Source organism: Bradyrhizobium sp. AZCC 2230, from assembly GCF_036924495.1.
Classification (GTDB): domain Bacteria; phylum Pseudomonadota; class Alphaproteobacteria; order Rhizobiales; family Xanthobacteraceae; genus Bradyrhizobium; species Bradyrhizobium rifense.
Genome location: NZ_JAZHRS010000001.1, coordinates 2,127,789 through 2,143,684, shown reverse-complemented (window position 1 = coordinate 2,143,684; position 15,896 = coordinate 2,127,789). Strand labels below are relative to the sequence as shown.

Annotated in this window: 27 protein-coding genes; all 27 read left to right on the top strand. The window is 63.2% G+C overall.

Features of this window, described 5'->3' with window-relative positions; genetic code table 11:
• Nucleotide 1: 1 nt before the first annotated feature.
• The 27 genes from rplD (at nt 2) to V1280_RS10375 (ending at nt 15,819) form a co-directional block, all read left to right on the top strand.
• Entirely contained in the window at nt 2-622 is a 621-nt protein-coding gene (rplD, locus tag V1280_RS10505; RefSeq protein ID WP_011088150.1) for a 50S ribosomal protein L4, read from the top strand.
• Entirely contained in the window at nt 619-921 is a 303-nt protein-coding gene (locus V1280_RS10500) for a 50S ribosomal protein L23 (protein ID WP_027535292.1), read from the top strand. Before rplD ends, V1280_RS10500 begins: the two co-directional genes overlap by 4 nt.
• A 12-nt stretch (nt 922-933) precedes the next feature.
• Nucleotides 934-1,767 (top strand): 50S ribosomal protein L2, encoded by an 834-nt coding sequence (rplB, locus tag V1280_RS10495; protein ID WP_028152985.1) that lies wholly within the window; start codon nt 934-936, stop codon nt 1,765-1,767.
• A gap of 12 nt (nt 1,768-1,779) precedes the next feature.
• The gene (gene rpsS / locus V1280_RS10490; RefSeq protein WP_008136357.1) at nt 1,780-2,058 is read left to right on the top strand and encodes a 30S ribosomal protein S19; all 279 of its coding nucleotides are present in this window, start codon (nt 1,780-1,782) and stop codon (nt 2,056-2,058) included.
• A gap of 10 nt (nt 2,059-2,068) precedes the next feature.
• The gene (rplV, locus tag V1280_RS10485; protein WP_057745488.1) at nt 2,069-2,458 is read left to right on the top strand and encodes a 50S ribosomal protein L22; all 390 of its coding nucleotides are present in this window, start codon (nt 2,069-2,071) and stop codon (nt 2,456-2,458) included.
• Nucleotides 2,459-2,476: 18 nt separating this feature from the next.
• A complete protein-coding gene (gene rpsC, locus V1280_RS10480) occupies nt 2,477-3,202 on the top strand; it encodes a 30S ribosomal protein S3 (protein WP_128951223.1) in 726 nt (241 codons plus the stop codon).
• A 32-nt stretch (nt 3,203-3,234) separates the two neighbouring features.
• Nucleotides 3,235-3,648 carry a 50S ribosomal protein L16 gene (gene rplP / locus V1280_RS10475; protein ID WP_148770525.1) on the top strand — a complete coding sequence of 138 codons (414 nt, stop codon included), beginning with the start codon at nt 3,235-3,237 and terminating at the stop codon, nt 3,646-3,648.
• 5 nt (nt 3,649-3,653) lie between these two features.
• The gene (gene rpmC / locus V1280_RS10470) at nt 3,654-3,860 is read left to right on the top strand and encodes a 50S ribosomal protein L29 (protein WP_045008782.1); all 207 of its coding nucleotides are present in this window, start codon (nt 3,654-3,656) and stop codon (nt 3,858-3,860) included.
• Nucleotides 3,861-3,873: 13 nt separating this feature from the next.
• The gene (gene rpsQ, locus V1280_RS10465; RefSeq protein WP_027535298.1) at nt 3,874-4,122 is read left to right on the top strand and encodes a 30S ribosomal protein S17; all 249 of its coding nucleotides are present in this window, start codon (nt 3,874-3,876) and stop codon (nt 4,120-4,122) included.
• Nucleotides 4,123-4,205: 83 nt separating this feature from the next.
• Complete coding sequence (gene rplN / locus V1280_RS10460) at nt 4,206-4,574, top strand: 50S ribosomal protein L14 (protein ID WP_027535299.1); 369 nt, start codon at nt 4,206-4,208, stop codon at nt 4,572-4,574.
• Complete coding sequence (rplX, locus tag V1280_RS10455) at nt 4,574-4,888, top strand: 50S ribosomal protein L24 (RefSeq protein WP_027535300.1); 315 nt, start codon at nt 4,574-4,576, stop codon at nt 4,886-4,888. Before rplN ends, rplX begins: the two co-directional genes overlap by 1 nt.
• On the top strand, nt 4,881-5,438 hold the full coding sequence (rplE, locus tag V1280_RS10450; RefSeq protein ID WP_234678973.1) for a 50S ribosomal protein L5: 558 nt from the start codon (nt 4,881-4,883) through the stop codon (nt 5,436-5,438). The genes rplX and rplE overlap by 8 nt, the downstream gene beginning before the upstream one ends.
• Nucleotides 5,439-5,484: 46 nt before the next feature.
• Nucleotides 5,485-5,790, top strand: a complete 306-nt coding sequence (rpsN, locus tag V1280_RS10445; protein WP_334522672.1) for a 30S ribosomal protein S14 — start codon at nt 5,485-5,487, stop codon at nt 5,788-5,790.
• A 14-nt stretch (nt 5,791-5,804) separates the two neighbouring features.
• Nucleotides 5,805-6,203, top strand: coding sequence for a 30S ribosomal protein S8 (rpsH, locus tag V1280_RS10440; protein ID WP_334522670.1), 399 nt, complete (start codon nt 5,805-5,807; stop codon nt 6,201-6,203).
• Between the two features lie 16 nt (nt 6,204-6,219).
• Nucleotides 6,220-6,753 (top strand): 50S ribosomal protein L6, encoded by a 534-nt coding sequence (gene rplF, locus V1280_RS10435; RefSeq protein WP_027549201.1) that lies wholly within the window; start codon nt 6,220-6,222, stop codon nt 6,751-6,753.
• Between the two features lie 11 nt (nt 6,754-6,764).
• Nucleotides 6,765-7,127 carry a 50S ribosomal protein L18 gene (gene rplR / locus V1280_RS10430; RefSeq protein ID WP_027535305.1) on the top strand — a complete coding sequence of 121 codons (363 nt, stop codon included), beginning with the start codon at nt 6,765-6,767 and terminating at the stop codon, nt 7,125-7,127.
• 44 nt (nt 7,128-7,171) lie between these two features.
• Nucleotides 7,172-7,765 carry a 30S ribosomal protein S5 gene (gene rpsE / locus V1280_RS10425; protein ID WP_200293120.1) on the top strand — a complete coding sequence of 198 codons (594 nt, stop codon included), beginning with the start codon at nt 7,172-7,174 and terminating at the stop codon, nt 7,763-7,765.
• Nucleotides 7,766-7,790: 25 nt separating this feature from the next.
• Nucleotides 7,791-7,985 (top strand): 50S ribosomal protein L30, encoded by a 195-nt coding sequence (rpmD, locus tag V1280_RS10420; protein WP_148770529.1) that lies wholly within the window; start codon nt 7,791-7,793, stop codon nt 7,983-7,985.
• A gap of 12 nt (nt 7,986-7,997) precedes the next feature.
• Nucleotides 7,998-8,483, top strand: a complete 486-nt coding sequence (gene rplO, locus V1280_RS10415) for a 50S ribosomal protein L15 (protein ID WP_148770530.1) — start codon at nt 7,998-8,000, stop codon at nt 8,481-8,483.
• Nucleotides 8,484-8,633: 150 nt separating this feature from the next.
• Nucleotides 8,634-9,965 carry a preprotein translocase subunit SecY gene (gene secY, locus V1280_RS10410; protein WP_254132179.1) on the top strand — a complete coding sequence of 444 codons (1,332 nt, stop codon included), beginning with the start codon at nt 8,634-8,636 and terminating at the stop codon, nt 9,963-9,965.
• Between the two features lie 276 nt (nt 9,966-10,241).
• Nucleotides 10,242-11,096 carry an adenylate kinase gene (locus V1280_RS10405; protein ID WP_334538258.1) on the top strand — a complete coding sequence of 285 codons (855 nt, stop codon included), beginning with the start codon at nt 10,242-10,244 and terminating at the stop codon, nt 11,094-11,096.
• Between the two features lie 186 nt (nt 11,097-11,282).
• On the top strand, nt 11,283-11,651 hold the full coding sequence (gene rpsM, locus V1280_RS10400) for a 30S ribosomal protein S13 (RefSeq protein WP_129268084.1): 369 nt from the start codon (nt 11,283-11,285) through the stop codon (nt 11,649-11,651).
• Between the two features lie 131 nt (nt 11,652-11,782).
• Entirely contained in the window at nt 11,783-12,172 is a 390-nt protein-coding gene (rpsK, locus tag V1280_RS10395; protein WP_007603045.1) for a 30S ribosomal protein S11, read from the top strand.
• A 112-nt stretch (nt 12,173-12,284) separates the two neighbouring features.
• Complete coding sequence (locus V1280_RS10390; protein WP_148770534.1) at nt 12,285-13,316, top strand: DNA-directed RNA polymerase subunit alpha; 1,032 nt, start codon at nt 12,285-12,287, stop codon at nt 13,314-13,316.
• A gap of 144 nt (nt 13,317-13,460) precedes the next feature.
• Complete coding sequence (gene rplQ / locus V1280_RS10385; RefSeq protein WP_148770535.1) at nt 13,461-13,877, top strand: 50S ribosomal protein L17; 417 nt, start codon at nt 13,461-13,463, stop codon at nt 13,875-13,877.
• A gap of 120 nt (nt 13,878-13,997) precedes the next feature.
• Nucleotides 13,998-14,834: a c-type cytochrome gene (locus tag V1280_RS10380; RefSeq protein ID WP_334522640.1), complete on the top strand. Its 837-nt coding sequence runs from the start codon at nt 13,998-14,000 to the stop codon at nt 14,832-14,834.
• Between the two features lie 196 nt (nt 14,835-15,030).
• Complete coding sequence (locus V1280_RS10375) at nt 15,031-15,819, top strand: SDR family NAD(P)-dependent oxidoreductase (protein ID WP_334522637.1); 789 nt, start codon at nt 15,031-15,033, stop codon at nt 15,817-15,819.
• The last annotated feature ends 77 nt before the right edge of the window (nt 15,820-15,896 follow it).

The window sequence follows — 15,896 nt, the reverse complement described above, 5'->3', positions numbered from 1 at the left end:
GATGGAATTGAAGGTCACCACCCTCGAAGGTAAGGAAGCCGGCTCGGTCCAGCTTTCCGACGCCATTTTCGGCCTCGAGCCGCGCCAGGACATCATTGCGCGTTGCGTGCAGTGGCAGCTCAACAAGCGCCAGGCCGGAACTCACAAGGCCAAAGGCCGCGCCGAGATCTGGCGCACCGGCAAGAAGATGTACAAGCAGAAGGGCACCGGCGGTGCTCGTCACGGCTCTGCCCGCGTGCCGCAGTTCCGCGGCGGCGGTCGTGCCTTCGGTCCGGTCGTGCGTTCGCACGCCACCGACCTGCCGAAGAAGGTCCGTGCGCTCGCTCTCAAGCATGCGCTCTCGGCCAAGGCCAAGGACGGCGATCTGCTCGTGATCGACAAGGCCGCGCTGGAAGCCGCCAAGACCAAGGCGCTGCTCGGTCACTTCTCGGGTCTCGGCCTGACTAACGCGCTGATCATCGACGGTGCCGAGCTCAACAACGGCTTTGCCGCTGCGGCCCGCAACATCCCGAACATGGACGTGCTGCCGATCCAGGGCATCAACGTCTATGACATCCTGCGCCGTCAGAAGCTCGTTCTGACCAAGGCCGCCATCGATGCGCTGGAGGCGCGCTTCAAATGACGAAGAACATCGAGGCTCGCCATTACGACGTGATCGTCGCCCCGGTCGTCACCGAAAAGGCGACGCTGGCGTCCGAGCACAACAAGGTTCTGTTCAAGGTGGCCGCGAAGGCGACCAAGCCGCAGATCAAGGAAGCGATCGAGAAGCTGTTTGACGTCAAGGTCAAGAGCGTCAACACGCTGGTCCGCAAGGGCAAGACCAAGGTCTTCCGCGGCAATCTCGGCTCGCAGTCGAACACCAAGCGCGCGATCGTGACCCTCGAAGAGGGTCATCGGATCGACGTGACCACCGGTCTGTAAGGTCGCACGACGATGGCACTGAAGAAATTCAACCCCACGACACCGGGCCAGCGCCAGCTGGTGATGGTCGATCGTTCTGCCCTCTACAAGGGCAAGCCGGTCAAGGCGCTCACCGAAGGCAAGCACTCCTCGGGCGGTCGCAACAACACCGGTCGCATCACCGTGCGCTTCCGCGGCGGCGGTCACAAGCAGACGCTGCGCATCGTCGACTTCAAGCGCGACAAGGTCGATGCGCCCGCGACCGTCGAGCGGCTGGAATACGATCCGAACCGCACCGCGTTCATCGCGCTGGTCAAGTACGAAGACGGCACCCAGGCCTATATCCTGGCGCCGCAGCGCCTGGCGGTCGGCGATTCCGTGGTCGCCGGCAACTATGTCGACGTGAAGCCGGGCAACGTCATGCCGCTCGGCAACATGCCGGTCGGCACGATCATCCATAACATCGAGGTCAAGATCGGGAAGGGCGGCCAGCTCGCCCGTTCCGCCGGCACCTACGCCCAGCTCGTCGGTCGCGACCATGACTACGTCATCATCCGCCTGAACTCGGGTGAGCAGCGCCTGGTGCACGGCCGTTGCCGCGGCACGATCGGCGCGGTGTCGAACCCGGACCACATGAACACCTCGATCGGCAAGGCCGGCCGGAATCGTTGGCTGGGCCGCAAGCCGCATAACCGCGGTGTTTCGATGAACCCGATCGACCATCCGCACGGCGGTGGTGAAGGTCGTACCTCGGGCGGTCGCCACCCGGTCACCCCGTGGGGCAAGCCGACCAAGGGCAAGAAGACCCGCAGCAACAAGTCGACCAACAAATTCATTCTCCTAAGCCGCCACAAGCGGAAGAAGTAAGGAACGCCGGACATGGTTCGTTCAGTCTGGAAAGGCCCGTTCGTCGAGGGTTCTCTGCTCAAGAAGGCAGATGCCGCGCGCGCGTCCGGCCGTCACGACGTCATCAAGATCTGGAGCCGTCGCTCGACGATCCTGCCGCAATTCGTCGGCCTGACCTTCGGTGTTTACAACGGTCAGAAGCACGTGCCGGTGGCCGTCAACGAGGAAATGGTCGGTCACAAGTTCGGTGAGTTTTCGCCGACCCGGACCTTCCATGGCCACTCCGGTGACAAGAAAGCCAAGAAGGCTTGAGGATTAAACGATGAGCAAACCTAAGCGCGAACGGAGCCTCGCCGAGAACGAGGCCAAGGCGGTCGCCCGGATGCTGCGGGTGAGCCCGCAGAAGCTCAACCTGGTCGCCCAGCTCATTCGCGGCCGGAAGGCTTCCGCTGCGCTCGCCGACCTGCAGTTTTCGCGCAAGCGGATCGCGGTTGACGTGAAGAAGTGCCTGGAATCGGCTATCGCCAATGCCGAGAACAACCACGACCTCGACGTTGACGATCTCGTCGTGGCGCAGGCCTTCGTCGGCAACGGCCTCGTGATGAAGCGCTTTGCCGCCCGCGGCCGTGGCCGCTCGGGCCGTGTCTACAAACCATTTTCGCAGCTGACGATCATTGTTCGTCAGGTCGAAGCCGAAGCAGCAGCGGCTTAAGGGTCGCAGGAGAAAACGATGGGTCAAAAGATCAATCCGATCGGTCTGCGTCTCGGCATCAACCGGACCTGGGATTCCCGCTGGTTCGCCGGCAAGCAGGAATACGGCAAGCTTCTGCATGAGGACGTCAAGATCCGCGAGATCCTGCACAAGGAGCTCAAGCAGGCGGCCGTCGCCCGCATCGTGATCGAGCGTCCGCACAAGAAGTGCCGCGTCACCATCCACTCGGCTCGTCCGGGCGTGGTGATCGGCAAGAAGGGCGCCGACATCGACAAGCTGCGCAAGAAGGTCGCGGACATCACCTCGTCTGACGTCGTCATCAACATCGTCGAAATCCGCAAGCCGGAGCTCGATGCGACGCTGGTGGCCGAGTCGATCGCGCAGCAGCTGGAGCGCCGCGTGGCGTTCCGCCGCGCCATGAAGCGCGCCGTTCAGTCGGCGATGCGTCTCGGCGCGGAAGGCATCCGTATCAACTGCTCGGGTCGTCTGGGCGGTGCGGAAATCGCGCGCATGGAGTGGTACCGCGAAGGTCGCGTGCCGCTGCACACGCTGCGCGCCGACATCGACTACGGCGTTGCGACCGCGTTCACGACCTTCGGCACCTGCGGCGTCAAGGTCTGGATCTTCAAGGGTGAGATCCTCGAGCACGATCCGATGGCCCAGGACAAGAGAATGGCCGAAGGCGAGACGGGCGGCAGTGGTGATCGTGGTGGCCGTGGGCGCCGCGACAACGCTGCGGCCTGACGCCAGCACAGAGAATTTGAGGGCTTAAAGCCATGATGCAACCTAAGAAAACGAAGTTCCGGAAGGCGCATAAGGGCCGGATTCACGGCGTTGCGACTTCGGGCGCGACGTTGGCGTTCGGTCAGTTCGGCCTGAAGGCGACCGAGCCTGAGCGCGTCACCGCGCGCCAGATCGAGGCCGCCCGCCGCGCGCTGACCCGCCACATGAAGCGTGCCGGTCGCGTCTGGATCCGCGTGTTCCCCGACGTTCCGGTGTCGAAGAAGCCGGCCGAAGTCCGCATGGGCTCCGGCAAGGGTGCGCCGGAACTGTGGGTCGCGCGGGTCAAACCGGGCCGGGTGCTGTTCGAGATCGACGGCGTCAACACCCAGACCGCCAAGGAAGCGCTGACGCTGGCGGCCGCCAAGCTGCCGATCAAGACGCGCTTCGTCGAGCGCATTGCGGAGTAATGGCCATGGCACAGATGAAGATCGAAGACATCCGCGCGTTGAGCCCCGACCAGCAGGACGACGCCGTCCTGAACCTGAAGAAGGAGCGCTTCAACTTGCGCTTCCAGCGTGCCACCGGGCAGCTCGAGAACACCTCGCGCCTGCGCGAGGCTCGTCGCGACATCGCCCGGATCAAGACCGTCGCCGCGCAGCAGCGCGCGAAGAAGAAGTAAGAGGCCTACGAAGATGCCGAAACGTACTTTGCAAGGCGTGGTCGTTAGCGACAAGACAGCCAAGACCGTCGTGGTGCGCGTCGACCGCCGCTTCACGCACCCGATCTACAAGAAGACGATCCGCCGTTCGAAGAACTACCACGCGCACGACGAGAACAACGAGTTCAAGCCGGGCGACATGGTGTGGATCGAGGAATCGAAGCCGATTTCGAAGTTGAAGTCCTGGATCGTGATCCGGGGCGAGCACAAGAAAAGCGCCTGATCTGTTGGCCCTGGCCGACTGACTTCAGGGAAATGTTGAGCGCCGGCTAGGCTGGCGCAAAGAGAAGAGGACGAGGTGCATCAATGATTCAGATGCAGACCAACCTCGACGTGGCCGATAATTCCGGCGCACGCCGTGTCATGTGTATCAAGGTGCTCGGGGGCTCCAAGCGCCGCTACGCCACGATCGGCGACATCATTGTCGTCTCGATCAAGGAAGCCATTCCGCGTGGCAAGGTGAAGAAGGGCGACGTGATGAAGGCCGTCGTGGTGCGTGTCCGCAAGGACATCCGCCGCGCCGACGGTTCGGTCATCCGCTTCGACCGCAATGCCGCCGTCCTGATCAACAACCAGTCCGAGCCGATCGGCACCCGCATCTTCGGGCCCGTGCCGCGCGAGCTGCGTGGCAAGAACCACATGAAGATCATCTCGCTCGCGCCGGAGGTGCTGTGATGGCTGCGAAGATCCGCAAGGGCGACAAGGTCGTCATGCTGACCGGCCGCGACAAGGGTCGCACCGGCGAAGTGTTCGAAGTGCGTCCCGACGCCGGCACGGCGCTGGTGCGCGGCATCAACATGGTCAAGCGTCACCAGAAGCAGACGCAGGCCCAGGAGGGCGGCATCATCTCGAAAGAGGCGCCGGTCCAACTGTCCAACATCGCGTATGTCGGCAAGGATGGAAAGCCGACCCGCGTCGGATTCAAGATTCTGGCGGACGGCAAGAAGGTCCGCATCGCCAAGCGCTCGGGAGCTGAGATCGATGGCTGAGGCCGCTTACACCCCGCGCCTGCGCGCGGAATACGACGCGAAGATCCGCACGGCCATGACCGAGAAGTTCGGTTATGAGAACGTGATGCAGGTTCCGCGCCTGGACAAGATCGTGCTGAACATGGGCGTTGGCGATTCCGTCAACGACCGCAAGAAGGCCGAGACCGCCGCTGCCGAACTGACCCAGATCGCCGGCCAGAAGGCAATCGTGACCTACTCGCGTATCGCGATCGCGACCTTCAAGCTGCGTGAAAACCAGCCGATCGGCTGCAAGGTCACGCTGCGCAAGGCTCGCATGTACGAGTTCATCGATCGCCTGGTGACGGTCGCGCTACCGCGTGTCCGCGACTTCCGCGGCCTGAATCCGAAGAGCTTTGACGGCCGCGGCAACTACTCGCTCGGCATCAAGGAACACATCATTTTCCCCGAGATCGACTTCGACAAGGTCACGGAAGCCCGCGGTATGGACATCACCGTCTGCACCACGGCCAAGACCGACGAAGAGGCGAGGGCCTTGTTGACCGCTTTCAATTTCCCGTTCCGGCAGTGAGACGCTGACCTAAAGCCTCTCAAACGCGGATACCCAGGAGCCAAGCATGGCAAAGAAGAGTTCAATCGAGAAGAACAACCGGCGCAAGCGGATGGTGAAGAACGCCGCCCCGAAGCGCGAGCGGTTGAAGGCGATCATCGCCGACAAGACGCTGCCGATGGAAGAGCGGTTCGCCGCGACCCTGAAGCTTGCGGAAATGCCGCGCAATTCGTCGGCCACCCGCGTTCGCCTGCGTTGCGAGCTGTCGGGCCGTCCGCGCTCGAACTATCGCAAGAACAAGCTGTCCCGTATCGCGCTGCGCGACCTTGGCTCCAAGGGCATGGTCCCGGGCCTCGTGAAGTCGAGCTGGTAAGGAGGGTCGTTTAGATGTCTACGCACGATCCAATCAGCGATCTGATCACCCGCATCCGCAACGCGCAGATGCGCGCCAAGAGCAAGGTCTCCACGCCTGGCTCGAAGATGCGCGAGAACGTCCTCGAAGTGCTCAAGAGCGAGGGCTACATCCGCGGTTACGCTACCCTCGAGCATTCCTCGGGCCGCAGCGAGATCGAGATCGAGCTGAAGTATTTCGACGGCGAGCCCGTCATCCGCGAGATCGAACGTGTCTCCAAGCCCGGGCGCCGTGTCTACGCCTCGGTGAAGGCTCTGCCGCGGGTCAATAACGGACTCGGTATTTCGGTGTTGTCGACGCCGAAGGGGATCATGGCCGACCACAGTGCGCGCGAAGCGAACGTGGGCGGTGAAGTTCTCTTCACGGTGTTCTGAGAAGGATTTTTGATCCATGTCACGTGTTGGCAAAAGGCCGGTTGCGGTGCCGTCGGGTGTGACCGCGACCGTCGACGGGCAGACCGTCAAGATGAAGGGGCCGAAGGGCCAGCTTCAATTCGTCGTCCATGACGACGTCGAGGTGAAGCTCGAGAACGGCCAGGTCAAGGTGAACCCTCGGGTCGAGACCAATCGCGCGCGTGCCTTGTACGGCACCGCTCGCGCCCAGGTCGCGAATCTGGTCGAAGGCGTCACCAAGGGCTTCGAGAAGAAGCTCGAAATCACCGGCGTGGGTTACCGCGCCGCGATGCAGGGCAAGAACCTGCAGCTCGCGCTCGGCTACAGCCACGACGTGGTCTACGCGATCCCGGAAGGGATCACGATCACCGTGCCGAAGCCGACCGAGATCACGGTGACGGGCAGCGACATCCAGCGCGTCGGCCAGGTCGCCGCCGAGATTCGCTCCTATCGTCCGCCGGAGCCCTACAAGGGCAAGGGCGTGAAGTATGTTGGCGAATTCATCTTCCGCAAGGAAGGCAAGAAGAAGTAACGGAGCCGGTCATGTCGAAAGCCAAGGTTACGAATGCCCGGCGCAAGCGGAGTGTGCGGCTGAAGCTGCGCCGCTCCGGTGCTGGCCGTCCGCGTCTGTCCGTGTTCCGCTCGTCGAAGCACATCTACGCCCAGGTCATCGACGACCTGAAGGGCGAGACGCTGGCCTCTGCCTCGTCGCTCGAGAAGTCGATGCGCGACGGCGGCAAGACCGGCGCCGACATCGATGCGGCGAAGGCGGTCGGCAAGCTGCTGGCCGAGCGCGCCGCCGAGAAGGGCGTCAAGGAAGTCGTGTTCGATCGCGGCAGCTACCTCTACCACGGGCGCGTCAAGGCACTGGCCGACGCGGCGCGTGAGAGCGGGCTGAGCTTCTAACAGAATTTGAGGATTGAGGCGCAAGCCTCTGAAGGATTGGAAAAATGGCAGAACGCGAACAACGTGGTGGACGCGATCAACGCGGCGGCGGACGTGACCGCAAGGAGCGCGAGGAGCGCGACAGCGAGTTCGTCGACAAGCTCGTCCACATCAATCGCGTGGCCAAGGTCGTCAAGGGCGGCAAGCGCTTCGGTTTCGCCGCGCTGGTCGTGATCGGCGACCAGAAGGGCCGCGCCGGCTTCGGTCACGGCAAGGCGCGCGAAGTGCCTGAGGCGATCCGCAAGGCCACCGAGTCCGCCAAGCGCAACCTGACCCGCGTGTCGCTGCGCGAGGGCCGTACGCTGCATCACGACATCGCCGGCCGTCATGGCGCGGGCCGTGTCTACCTGCGTGCTGCTCCGGCCGGTACCGGCATCATCGCCGGCGGTCCGATGCGCGCCGTGTTCGAGACGCTCGGCGTCCAGGACGTCGTGGCGAAGTCGATCGGCTCGTCGAACCCGTACAACATGGTTCGCGCGACTTTCGATGCGCTGAAGCACCAGGACAGCCCGCGTTCGGTCGCGGCGCGCCGCAACATCAAGGTGTCCACCCTTCAGGGTCGTCGCGTCGGCGGCGATGCCGAGGCGGCTGCGGACTAACGAACGCTTTTCGGAGTAGACCACGATGGCCAAGGCCGCAAAGACGATCAAGCTTGAGCAGACCGGCAGCGCGATCCGCCGCCATCACTCGCAGCGTTCGACGCTGATCGGGCTCAAGCTCAACAAGATCGGCCGCACCAGCGAATTGCCGGACACCCCGGCGATCCGCGGCATGATCGAAAAGGTTCACCATCTCGTTCGCATTGTCGACGAGAAGTAAAGGAGCAGGGCGATGAAGCTCAGCGATATCGCCGACAACGCCGGCTCGCGCAAGAAGCGCATGCGCGTTGGCCGTGGCATTGGTTCGGGCAAGGGCAAGCAGTCCGGCCGCGGCGGCAAGGGCCAGACCGCGCGTTCGGGCGTGCGCATCAAGGGTTTCGAAGGCGGCCAGATGCCGTTGCATCGCCGTCTGCCCAAGCGCGGCTTCAACAACATCTTCCGTGTCGAGTTCGCCGAGATCAATCTCGACCGGCTCCAGGATGCGGTCGATGCCAAGAAGCTCGACACCGGCAGCGTCGTCAACGTCGAGGCTCTGGTGAAGGCCGGCGTGCTGCGCCGCGCCAAAGCCGGCCTGCGGCTGCTCGGCCGCGGCGAGCTCAAGGCCAAGCTCAACATTGAAGTGCACGGCGCCACCAAAACCGCGATCGAAGCGGTCGAGAAGGCCGGCGGTTCGGTGAAGATCCTCGCCCCTGCCAAGGAAGAAGGCGAGGCGGCGTAACAACTGCGTCATTGGCCCGCGCCTCGCGGGCCTTTACGCATGCGGGACGATGGACTTATCGAAGCCGAAGCCCCAGATAATGTCCGGCGTCCGCTAAATTAGCCCGGCCGCGGGTATGACGGCGCAAAAGGCGGCGGGAGAAAGTCCAATATGGCCTCAGCAGCGGAACAACTGGCAGCCAACCTCAATTTCGGCGCGTTTGCCAAGGCCGACGAGCTGAAGAAGCGCATCTGGTTCACCCTGGGCGCGCTGCTCGTTTATCGGCTCGGGACCTATATCCCGCTGCCCGGCATCGATCCCAACATCTGGGAGCAGGTGTTCAAGTCGCAGGCCGGCGGCATCCTCGGCATGTTCAACATGTTCGCCGGCGGTGGCATCCACCGCATGGCGATCTTCGCGCTGAACATCATGCCGTACATCTCGGCCTCGATCATCATCCAGCTTCTGACCACCGTCTCGCCGCAGCTCGAGGCGCTGAAGAAGGAAGGTGAGGCGGGCCGCAAGACGCTGAACCAGTACACCCGCTACCTCACGGTGATCCTGGCCGCTTTCCAGTCCTACGGCATCGCGGTCGGCCTCGAAGGCGCCGGCAATGTCGTCAGCGACCCCGGCATGTTCTTCCGTCTCTCCACCGCGATCACGCTGACCGGCGGCACCATGTTCCTGATGTGGCTGGGTGAGCAGATCACCTCGCGCGGCATCGGCAACGGCATCTCGCTGATCATCCTCTCCGGCATCGTCGCCGAGCTGCCGGCAGCGCTCGCCAACATGCTCGAGCTCGGCCGTCAGGGCGCGATGTCGACCGGCCTGATCCTGGTCGTGATCGTGATGGCGGTCGCCGTGATCGCCTTCATCGTGTTCATGGAGCGCGCCCAGCGCCGGCTCCTGATCCAGTATCCGAAGCGCCAGGTCGGCAACAAGATGTTCGAGGGCCAGTCCTCGCATCTGCCGCTCAAGCTCAACACCTCCGGCGTGATCCCGCCGATCTTCGCGTCCTCGCTGCTGCTCTTGCCGACCACGGTTGCGAACTTCAACGCGGGCTCGGGGCCGGAATGGTTCCAGTGGATCACGACCCAGCTCGGCCACGGCCGTCCGCTGTTCCTGATTCTCTATCTCGCGCTGATCGTGTTCTTCGCCTTCTTCTACACCGCGATCGTGTTCAACCCGACCGAAACCGCGGACAACCTGAAGAAGCATGGCGGCTTCATCCCCGGCATCCGTCCGGGTGAGCGCACCGCGGAATACATCGACTACGTGCTGTCGCGCATCACCGTGCTCGGCGCGATCTATCTGGCGATCGTCTGCTTGATCCCGGAAATCCTGATCTCCTACGCCTCGGTGCCGTTCTACTTCGGCGGCACCTCGCTGCTGATCGTCGTCAGCGTCACCATGGACACGGTTGCGCAGGTGCAGGGCTATCTGCTGGCCCATCAGTATGAAGGCCTGATCCGCAAGTCGAAGCTGCGGGGCCGCCGCCGCTAAGACGCGGCGCCCTCTCGAGGCGGCGCGCCTATGCCGCCGATTCGCCGCGCGCGTGTCGCGCGGCGCCCGCAGAGGCGATCAGCCGGTCATTCGGTCGCATCGGCAGAGCTGCTCTCACTGCAGCGCAATCACTGATTTCAAAGGCCTTCTTGGCGTTCGGGCATTTGCTCCCCTATGATATGGGTAGCGGTGCGTCGCCGATTATGGTTTGCACTGTTGTCAAACTTCAAACACAGGTGCGCGAAATATCGCTCACCAATCGGGGGGCGTACGCCGATGAGAATTATCCTTCTGGGACCGCCGGGATCGGGCAAGGGGACCCAGGCGCAGCTGCTGATTCAGCGCTATGGCATCGTCCAGCTCTCGACCGGCGAGATGTTGCGTGCAGCCGTCGCGGCTGGAACGCCGGTCGGGCTGAAGGCCAAGGAGATCATGTCCAGCGGCGGGCTCGTGCCCGACGAGGTTGTGGTGGGAATCATCTCCGACCGCATCGATCAGCCGGACGCGAAGAACGGTTTCATCCTCGACGGTTTCCCGCGGACCGTGCCGCAGGCCGAGGCGCTGGATGATCTGCTCCGGCACAAGCATCTCAAGCTCGACGCCGTGATCGAGCTTCGCGTCAACGAGAGCGCGCTGCTGAGTCGCGTCGAGACCCGTGTTGCCCAGATGCGGGAGCGCGGGGAGGAGGTCCGGGTCGACGACACGCCCGAGGTCCTGACCAAGCGGTTAGCCAGCTACCGCAGCCAGACGGAACCGCTGATTCACTACTATTCCGAGCGCCGGAAGCTCTCCACCATCGACGGCATGATGGCCATCGACGAGGTCACCCGCGCTATCCACCGCCAGCTGCTGGCGCTCGGCGCGGTCGAACCCAAGAGCCATGCGCGTAGCGTGGCCAAGGCGGGGCCGGCAAAAAAGGCGAAGGCAACGAAGAAAACGGCCAAAAAGCCGGCGAAAACGGCCAAAAAGGCTGCCAAATCGGCTGGATCCGCCAAAAAGGCCGTGAAGGGCGCCAAAAAGGCGGCCAAGAAAGCAGCCAAGAAAGCGGTCAAAAAGACCGCCAAAAAGGCCGTCAAAAAAGGTTCGAAGAAGAGTCCAAAAAAGGTCACGAAAAAGCGAGCTAAGCGCTAGCAGCGGTTGACGAAAGCCCCCTGAATCCCTTAATAAGCCCCGCATCCAAGTCGGATAGTTTCAAACGATGCCGGGCCCCAGGAAGACTAGGGGTGGGCGTCGTGTTCGCGTTTGTGAACACCTGCCCGAGAAACACAAGCACTTAAAGACCGATTCCTGAGGAGGGATCGGCAACAGGAGAAGGCCGTGGCCCGTATTGCCGGCGTGAACATTCCGACCAACAAGCGCGTGCTGATCGCGCTCCAGTACATCCATGGCATCGGCCAGAAGATCGCTGGTGAGATCCTCGAAAAGGTGAAGATCACCGAGGATCGTCGTGTCAATCAGCTTAGCGACGCTGAAGTGCTCCAGATCCGCGAAGTCATCGACCGCGACTATCTCGTCGAGGGCGACCTGCGTCGCGAAGTCGGCATCAACATCAAGCGTCTGATGGACCTCGGCTGCTATCGCGGCCTGCGTCATCGTCGCGGTCTGCCGGTGCGCGGTCAGCGGACCCACACCAATGCGCGTACGCGCAAGGGCCCGGCCAAGGCCATCGCCGGCAAGAAGAAGTAAACTGGCGAATAGGGAATGGCGAATGGCGGGTAGGGATATTCCCTATTCGCCATTCGCTACTCGCCATTCGCTTCCACAGGTGTAGCCGCTGGCATTACGGCGGCGTTTGAGATCTCCAGGAAAGGTAGTCTATGGGCAAGGAAGCCACCCGCGTTCGTCGTCGTGAGCGCAAGAACATCGCCTCCGGCGTCGCGCACGTGAACTCGTCGTTCAACAACACGACCATCACCATCACCGACGCCCAGGGCAACACGATTGCCTGGTCCTCCGCCGGCACGATGGGCTTCAAGGGCTCGCGCAAGTCGACACCGTATGCCGCGCAGGTCGCAGCCGAAGACGTGTCCAAGAAGGCGCAGGAACACGGCATGCGCACGCTGGAAGTCGAAGTCGCCGGTCCCGGTTCGGGCCGTGAGTCGGCGCTCCGCGCGCTGCAGGCCGCGGGCTTCACCGTCACCTCGATCCGCGACGTGACCACGATCCCGCACAACGGCTGCCGTCCGCGCAAGCGTCGGCGCGTCTGATACGAAGTTGCGGGCGCATCATCGCCCGCGATGCTTTTTTTAAGAAGCCGCGGGTTTGATCTGCGGCCTTTCTCCAACGCCAGTATTTGAATTTTCAAATCGACTGGCCTGTATGGGTGAAACAGTGACGATCCAGAAAAATTGGCAAGAACTGATTCGGCCGAACAAGCTCCAGGTGCAGCCCGGCAGCGATTCGACCCGCTTTGCGACCATCGTTGCCGAGCCGCTCGAGCGCGGCTTCGGCCAGACACTCGGCAACGCGCTGCGCCGCATCCTGCTCTCCTCGCTCCAGGGCGCGGCGGTGCAGTCGGTGCATATCGACGGCGTGCTGCACGAGTTCTCCTCGATCGCTGGCGTCCGTGAGGACGTCACCGACATCGTGCTGAACATCAAGGACATCGCGATCAAGATGCAGGGCGAAGGCCCCAAGCGCATGGTCGTGAAGAAGCAGGGCCCGGGCGCTGTCACTGCCGGCGACATCCAGACCGTCGGCGACGTCGTCGTGCTCAACCCGGACCTGCAGATCTGCACGCTCGACGAGGGCGCCGAGATCCGCATGGAGTTCACGGTCGCAACCGGCAAGGGCTACGTGCCCGCCGAGCGCAACCGTCCCGAGGACGCGCCGATCGGCCTGATCCCGGTCGACAGCCTGTACTCGCCGGTCCGCAAGGTCTCCTATAAGGTCGAGAACACCCGCGAGGGTCAGATCCTCGACTACGACAAGCTGACCATGACGATCGAGACCAACGGCGCGCTGACGCCGGATGACTCGGTGGCTTATGCCGCCCGCATCCTGCAGGATCAGCTCAACGTGTTCGTCAACTTCGAAGAGCCGCGCAAGGAAGTCGCCCAGGAGATCATCCCGGACCTCGCCTTCAACCCGGCCTTCCTCAAGAAGGTGGACGAGCTCGAGCTGTCGGTGCGTTCGGCCAACTGCTTGAAGAACGACAACATCGTCTACATCGGCGACCTCGTGCAGAAGTCGGAAGCGGAAATGCTCCGTACCCCGAACTTCGGCCGCAAGTCGCTGAACGAGATCAAGGAAGTGCTGGCCCAGATGGGTCTGCACCTCGGCATGGAAGTGCCGGGCTGGCCGCCGGAGAACATCGACGAGCTCGCCAAGCGCTTCGAGGATCACTACTGAGTTAGGCGAATAGGGAGTGGCGAATAGCGAATAACAACTCGCTACTCGCCATTCGCTTCTCGCCATCTGGGCGAACGCAGGCAGCCCACCTGAGCAACTGATCCGACGAACCATCGCGGCAGTTCATACGTAAGGAATAGACATATGCGTCACGGCAAGGTTCATCGGAAGCTCAACCGCACGGCCGAGCATCGCCGCGCGATGTTCGCCAACATGGCGGCCGCGCTGATCAAGCACGAGCAGATCGTCACCACGCTGCCCAAGGCCAAGGAGCTTCGTCCGATCGTCGAGAAGCTTGTGACCCTCGGCAAGAAGGGCGGACTGTCCCTGCGCCGCCAGGCCATCTCCGAGATGCGCGACAAGGACCAGGTCAGGAAGCTGTTCGACGTGCTGGCGCCCCGCTACAAGGATCGCCAGGGCGGCTACACCCGCATCATCAAGGCGGGCTTCCGCTACGGCGACAACGCCGCGATGGCCGTGATCGAGTTCGTCGACCGCGACGTCGATGCCAAGGGCCAGGACTCCGGTCCGGTGCAGGCGAAGGAAGCCGAGGCGGCGTAAGCCGGCCGGCATAGAGTTTTCGGAAAGCGGCGCCCTCGGGTGCCGCTTTTTTGTATGGCGCGGCGGTATCTCATGCCGCGCATCGTTGTGGTGAAACGCGATTCTGGCCGGGGGGCTCTCATGAGGATTGTGTTTGGGATTGCGCTGGCGCTGCTGGTATCGCCGGCTGCCGCCGAGACGCTGGTCGAGCGCGGCGCCTATCTCGTCAACAGCGTGATGGTCTGCAACAACTGCCACACGCCGCGCGGGCCACAGGGCCTGGATATGGCGCGTGCGCTCTCGGGCGGGCAGACCTTTGACGAGCCCGCCTTCAAGGTCACCGCCTCCAACATCACGCCGGACAAGGACACCGGAATCGGCAACTGGAGCGATGCTGAGCTGAAGCATTTCCTCGTCAGCGGCATCAGGCCGAATGGATCGGCCGTTGCGCCGATCATGCCGACCGTCTTCTACACGGTGCTCACGGCGCGCGATCTCGATGCACTCACGGTTTACTTGCGCTCCGTGCCGTCCGTGCGCCATGAGACGCCGGCGCCGGAATACAAAATCACGCTGAAGCCGGAGATGCCGACCTATGCCGGCAAGCAGGCAAATGAGGCGGACCTGTCCGACCAGATCGCCCGCGGCCGCTATCTCCTGACCATCGCCCATTGCCTGGAATGCCACACGCCGGAGGGGCCGTCCGCGGTGCACGATTTCGCGGGCGCCAGCGGCAAGGGTGGCCGGACCTTCAGGGGGCCATGGGGTGAGTCCGTCTCTCCCAATATCACCGCGGATCCCGTGGCGGGCCTCGGACAGTGGAGCGACGACGAAATCAAACGTGCGATTACGCAAGGCATCGCACGTGACGGTCACAAGCTCAAGCCGCCGATGGCCTATGCTGGCTACGCCACCATGTCGCCGCAGGATCTCGATGCCATCGTCGCATTCGTCCGGACGCTGCCGCCGAAATCGTAGGGTGGGCAAAGGCGCGCTCTTCGCACGGCGTGCCCACCATTCTATCCGTATCCCGCGCTGACATGGTGGGCACGCTACGCTTTGCCCACCCTACGAGTCCGTCGTTGTGGCGATAGATCCTCACGCGTCGGTGAGCGGCGATTGCACCTGCCTGCGCAGCGCACGATATCCGCTCTGACATCAATGGAGATGATTCATGAAGATCGACCTTTCCGGAAAGACCGCCCTCGTGACCGGCTCGACCGCCGGCATCGGCCACGCCATCGCAAAAGGCCTCGCCGGCTCGGGCGCGAGCGTGGTGATCAACGGGCGCGGTCAGGACAAGGTCGATGCGGCCGTGCGCAAGCTGGAAGGGACGGGCGCCAGGGTGCGCGGCATCGCCGCCGACGTCTCGACCGCTTCAGGCTGCAAGGCGCTGGTGGCTGATCTGCCCGAGGTCGACATCCTCATCAACAATGCCGGCATCTTCGAACCAAAGGACTTCTTCGAGATTCCGGACGAGGACTGGAGCCGCTTCTTCGAGGTCAACGTGATGAGCGGCGTGCGGCTGTCGCGCGCGTATATGAAGGGCATGCTGAAGCGCAACTGGGGCCGCATCGTCTTCATCTCCTCGGAGTCCGGGCTCAACATTCCCGTCGAGATGATTCACTACGGCATGAGCAAGACGGCCCAGCTCGCGGTCGCGCGCGGGCTGGCGCAGCTCACCCGGGGCAGCGGCGTCACCGTGAACTCGGTGCTGCCCGGCCCGACCATGTCCGAGGGCGTCGAGACTTTTGTGAAGGATCTCGCCAAGCAGAACGGCCAGTCGGTCGACGAGGCCGCAGCCAATTTCGTCAAGCAGCATCGCCCAAGCTCGCTGATCCAGCGCTTCGCCAGCGTCGACGAGATCGCCAACATGGTCGTCTACGTCGCCTCGAAGGAGGCGTCCGCAACCAACGGCGCGGCGCTGCGTGCGGAAGGCGGCATCATCAATACGATTGCCTGAGCATGATCCGGACCCGAAGGGCCGCGTTGGCGCAAAGTGTGACGCGGTTTTCCGATAAGATCATGCTCAAAACAAAG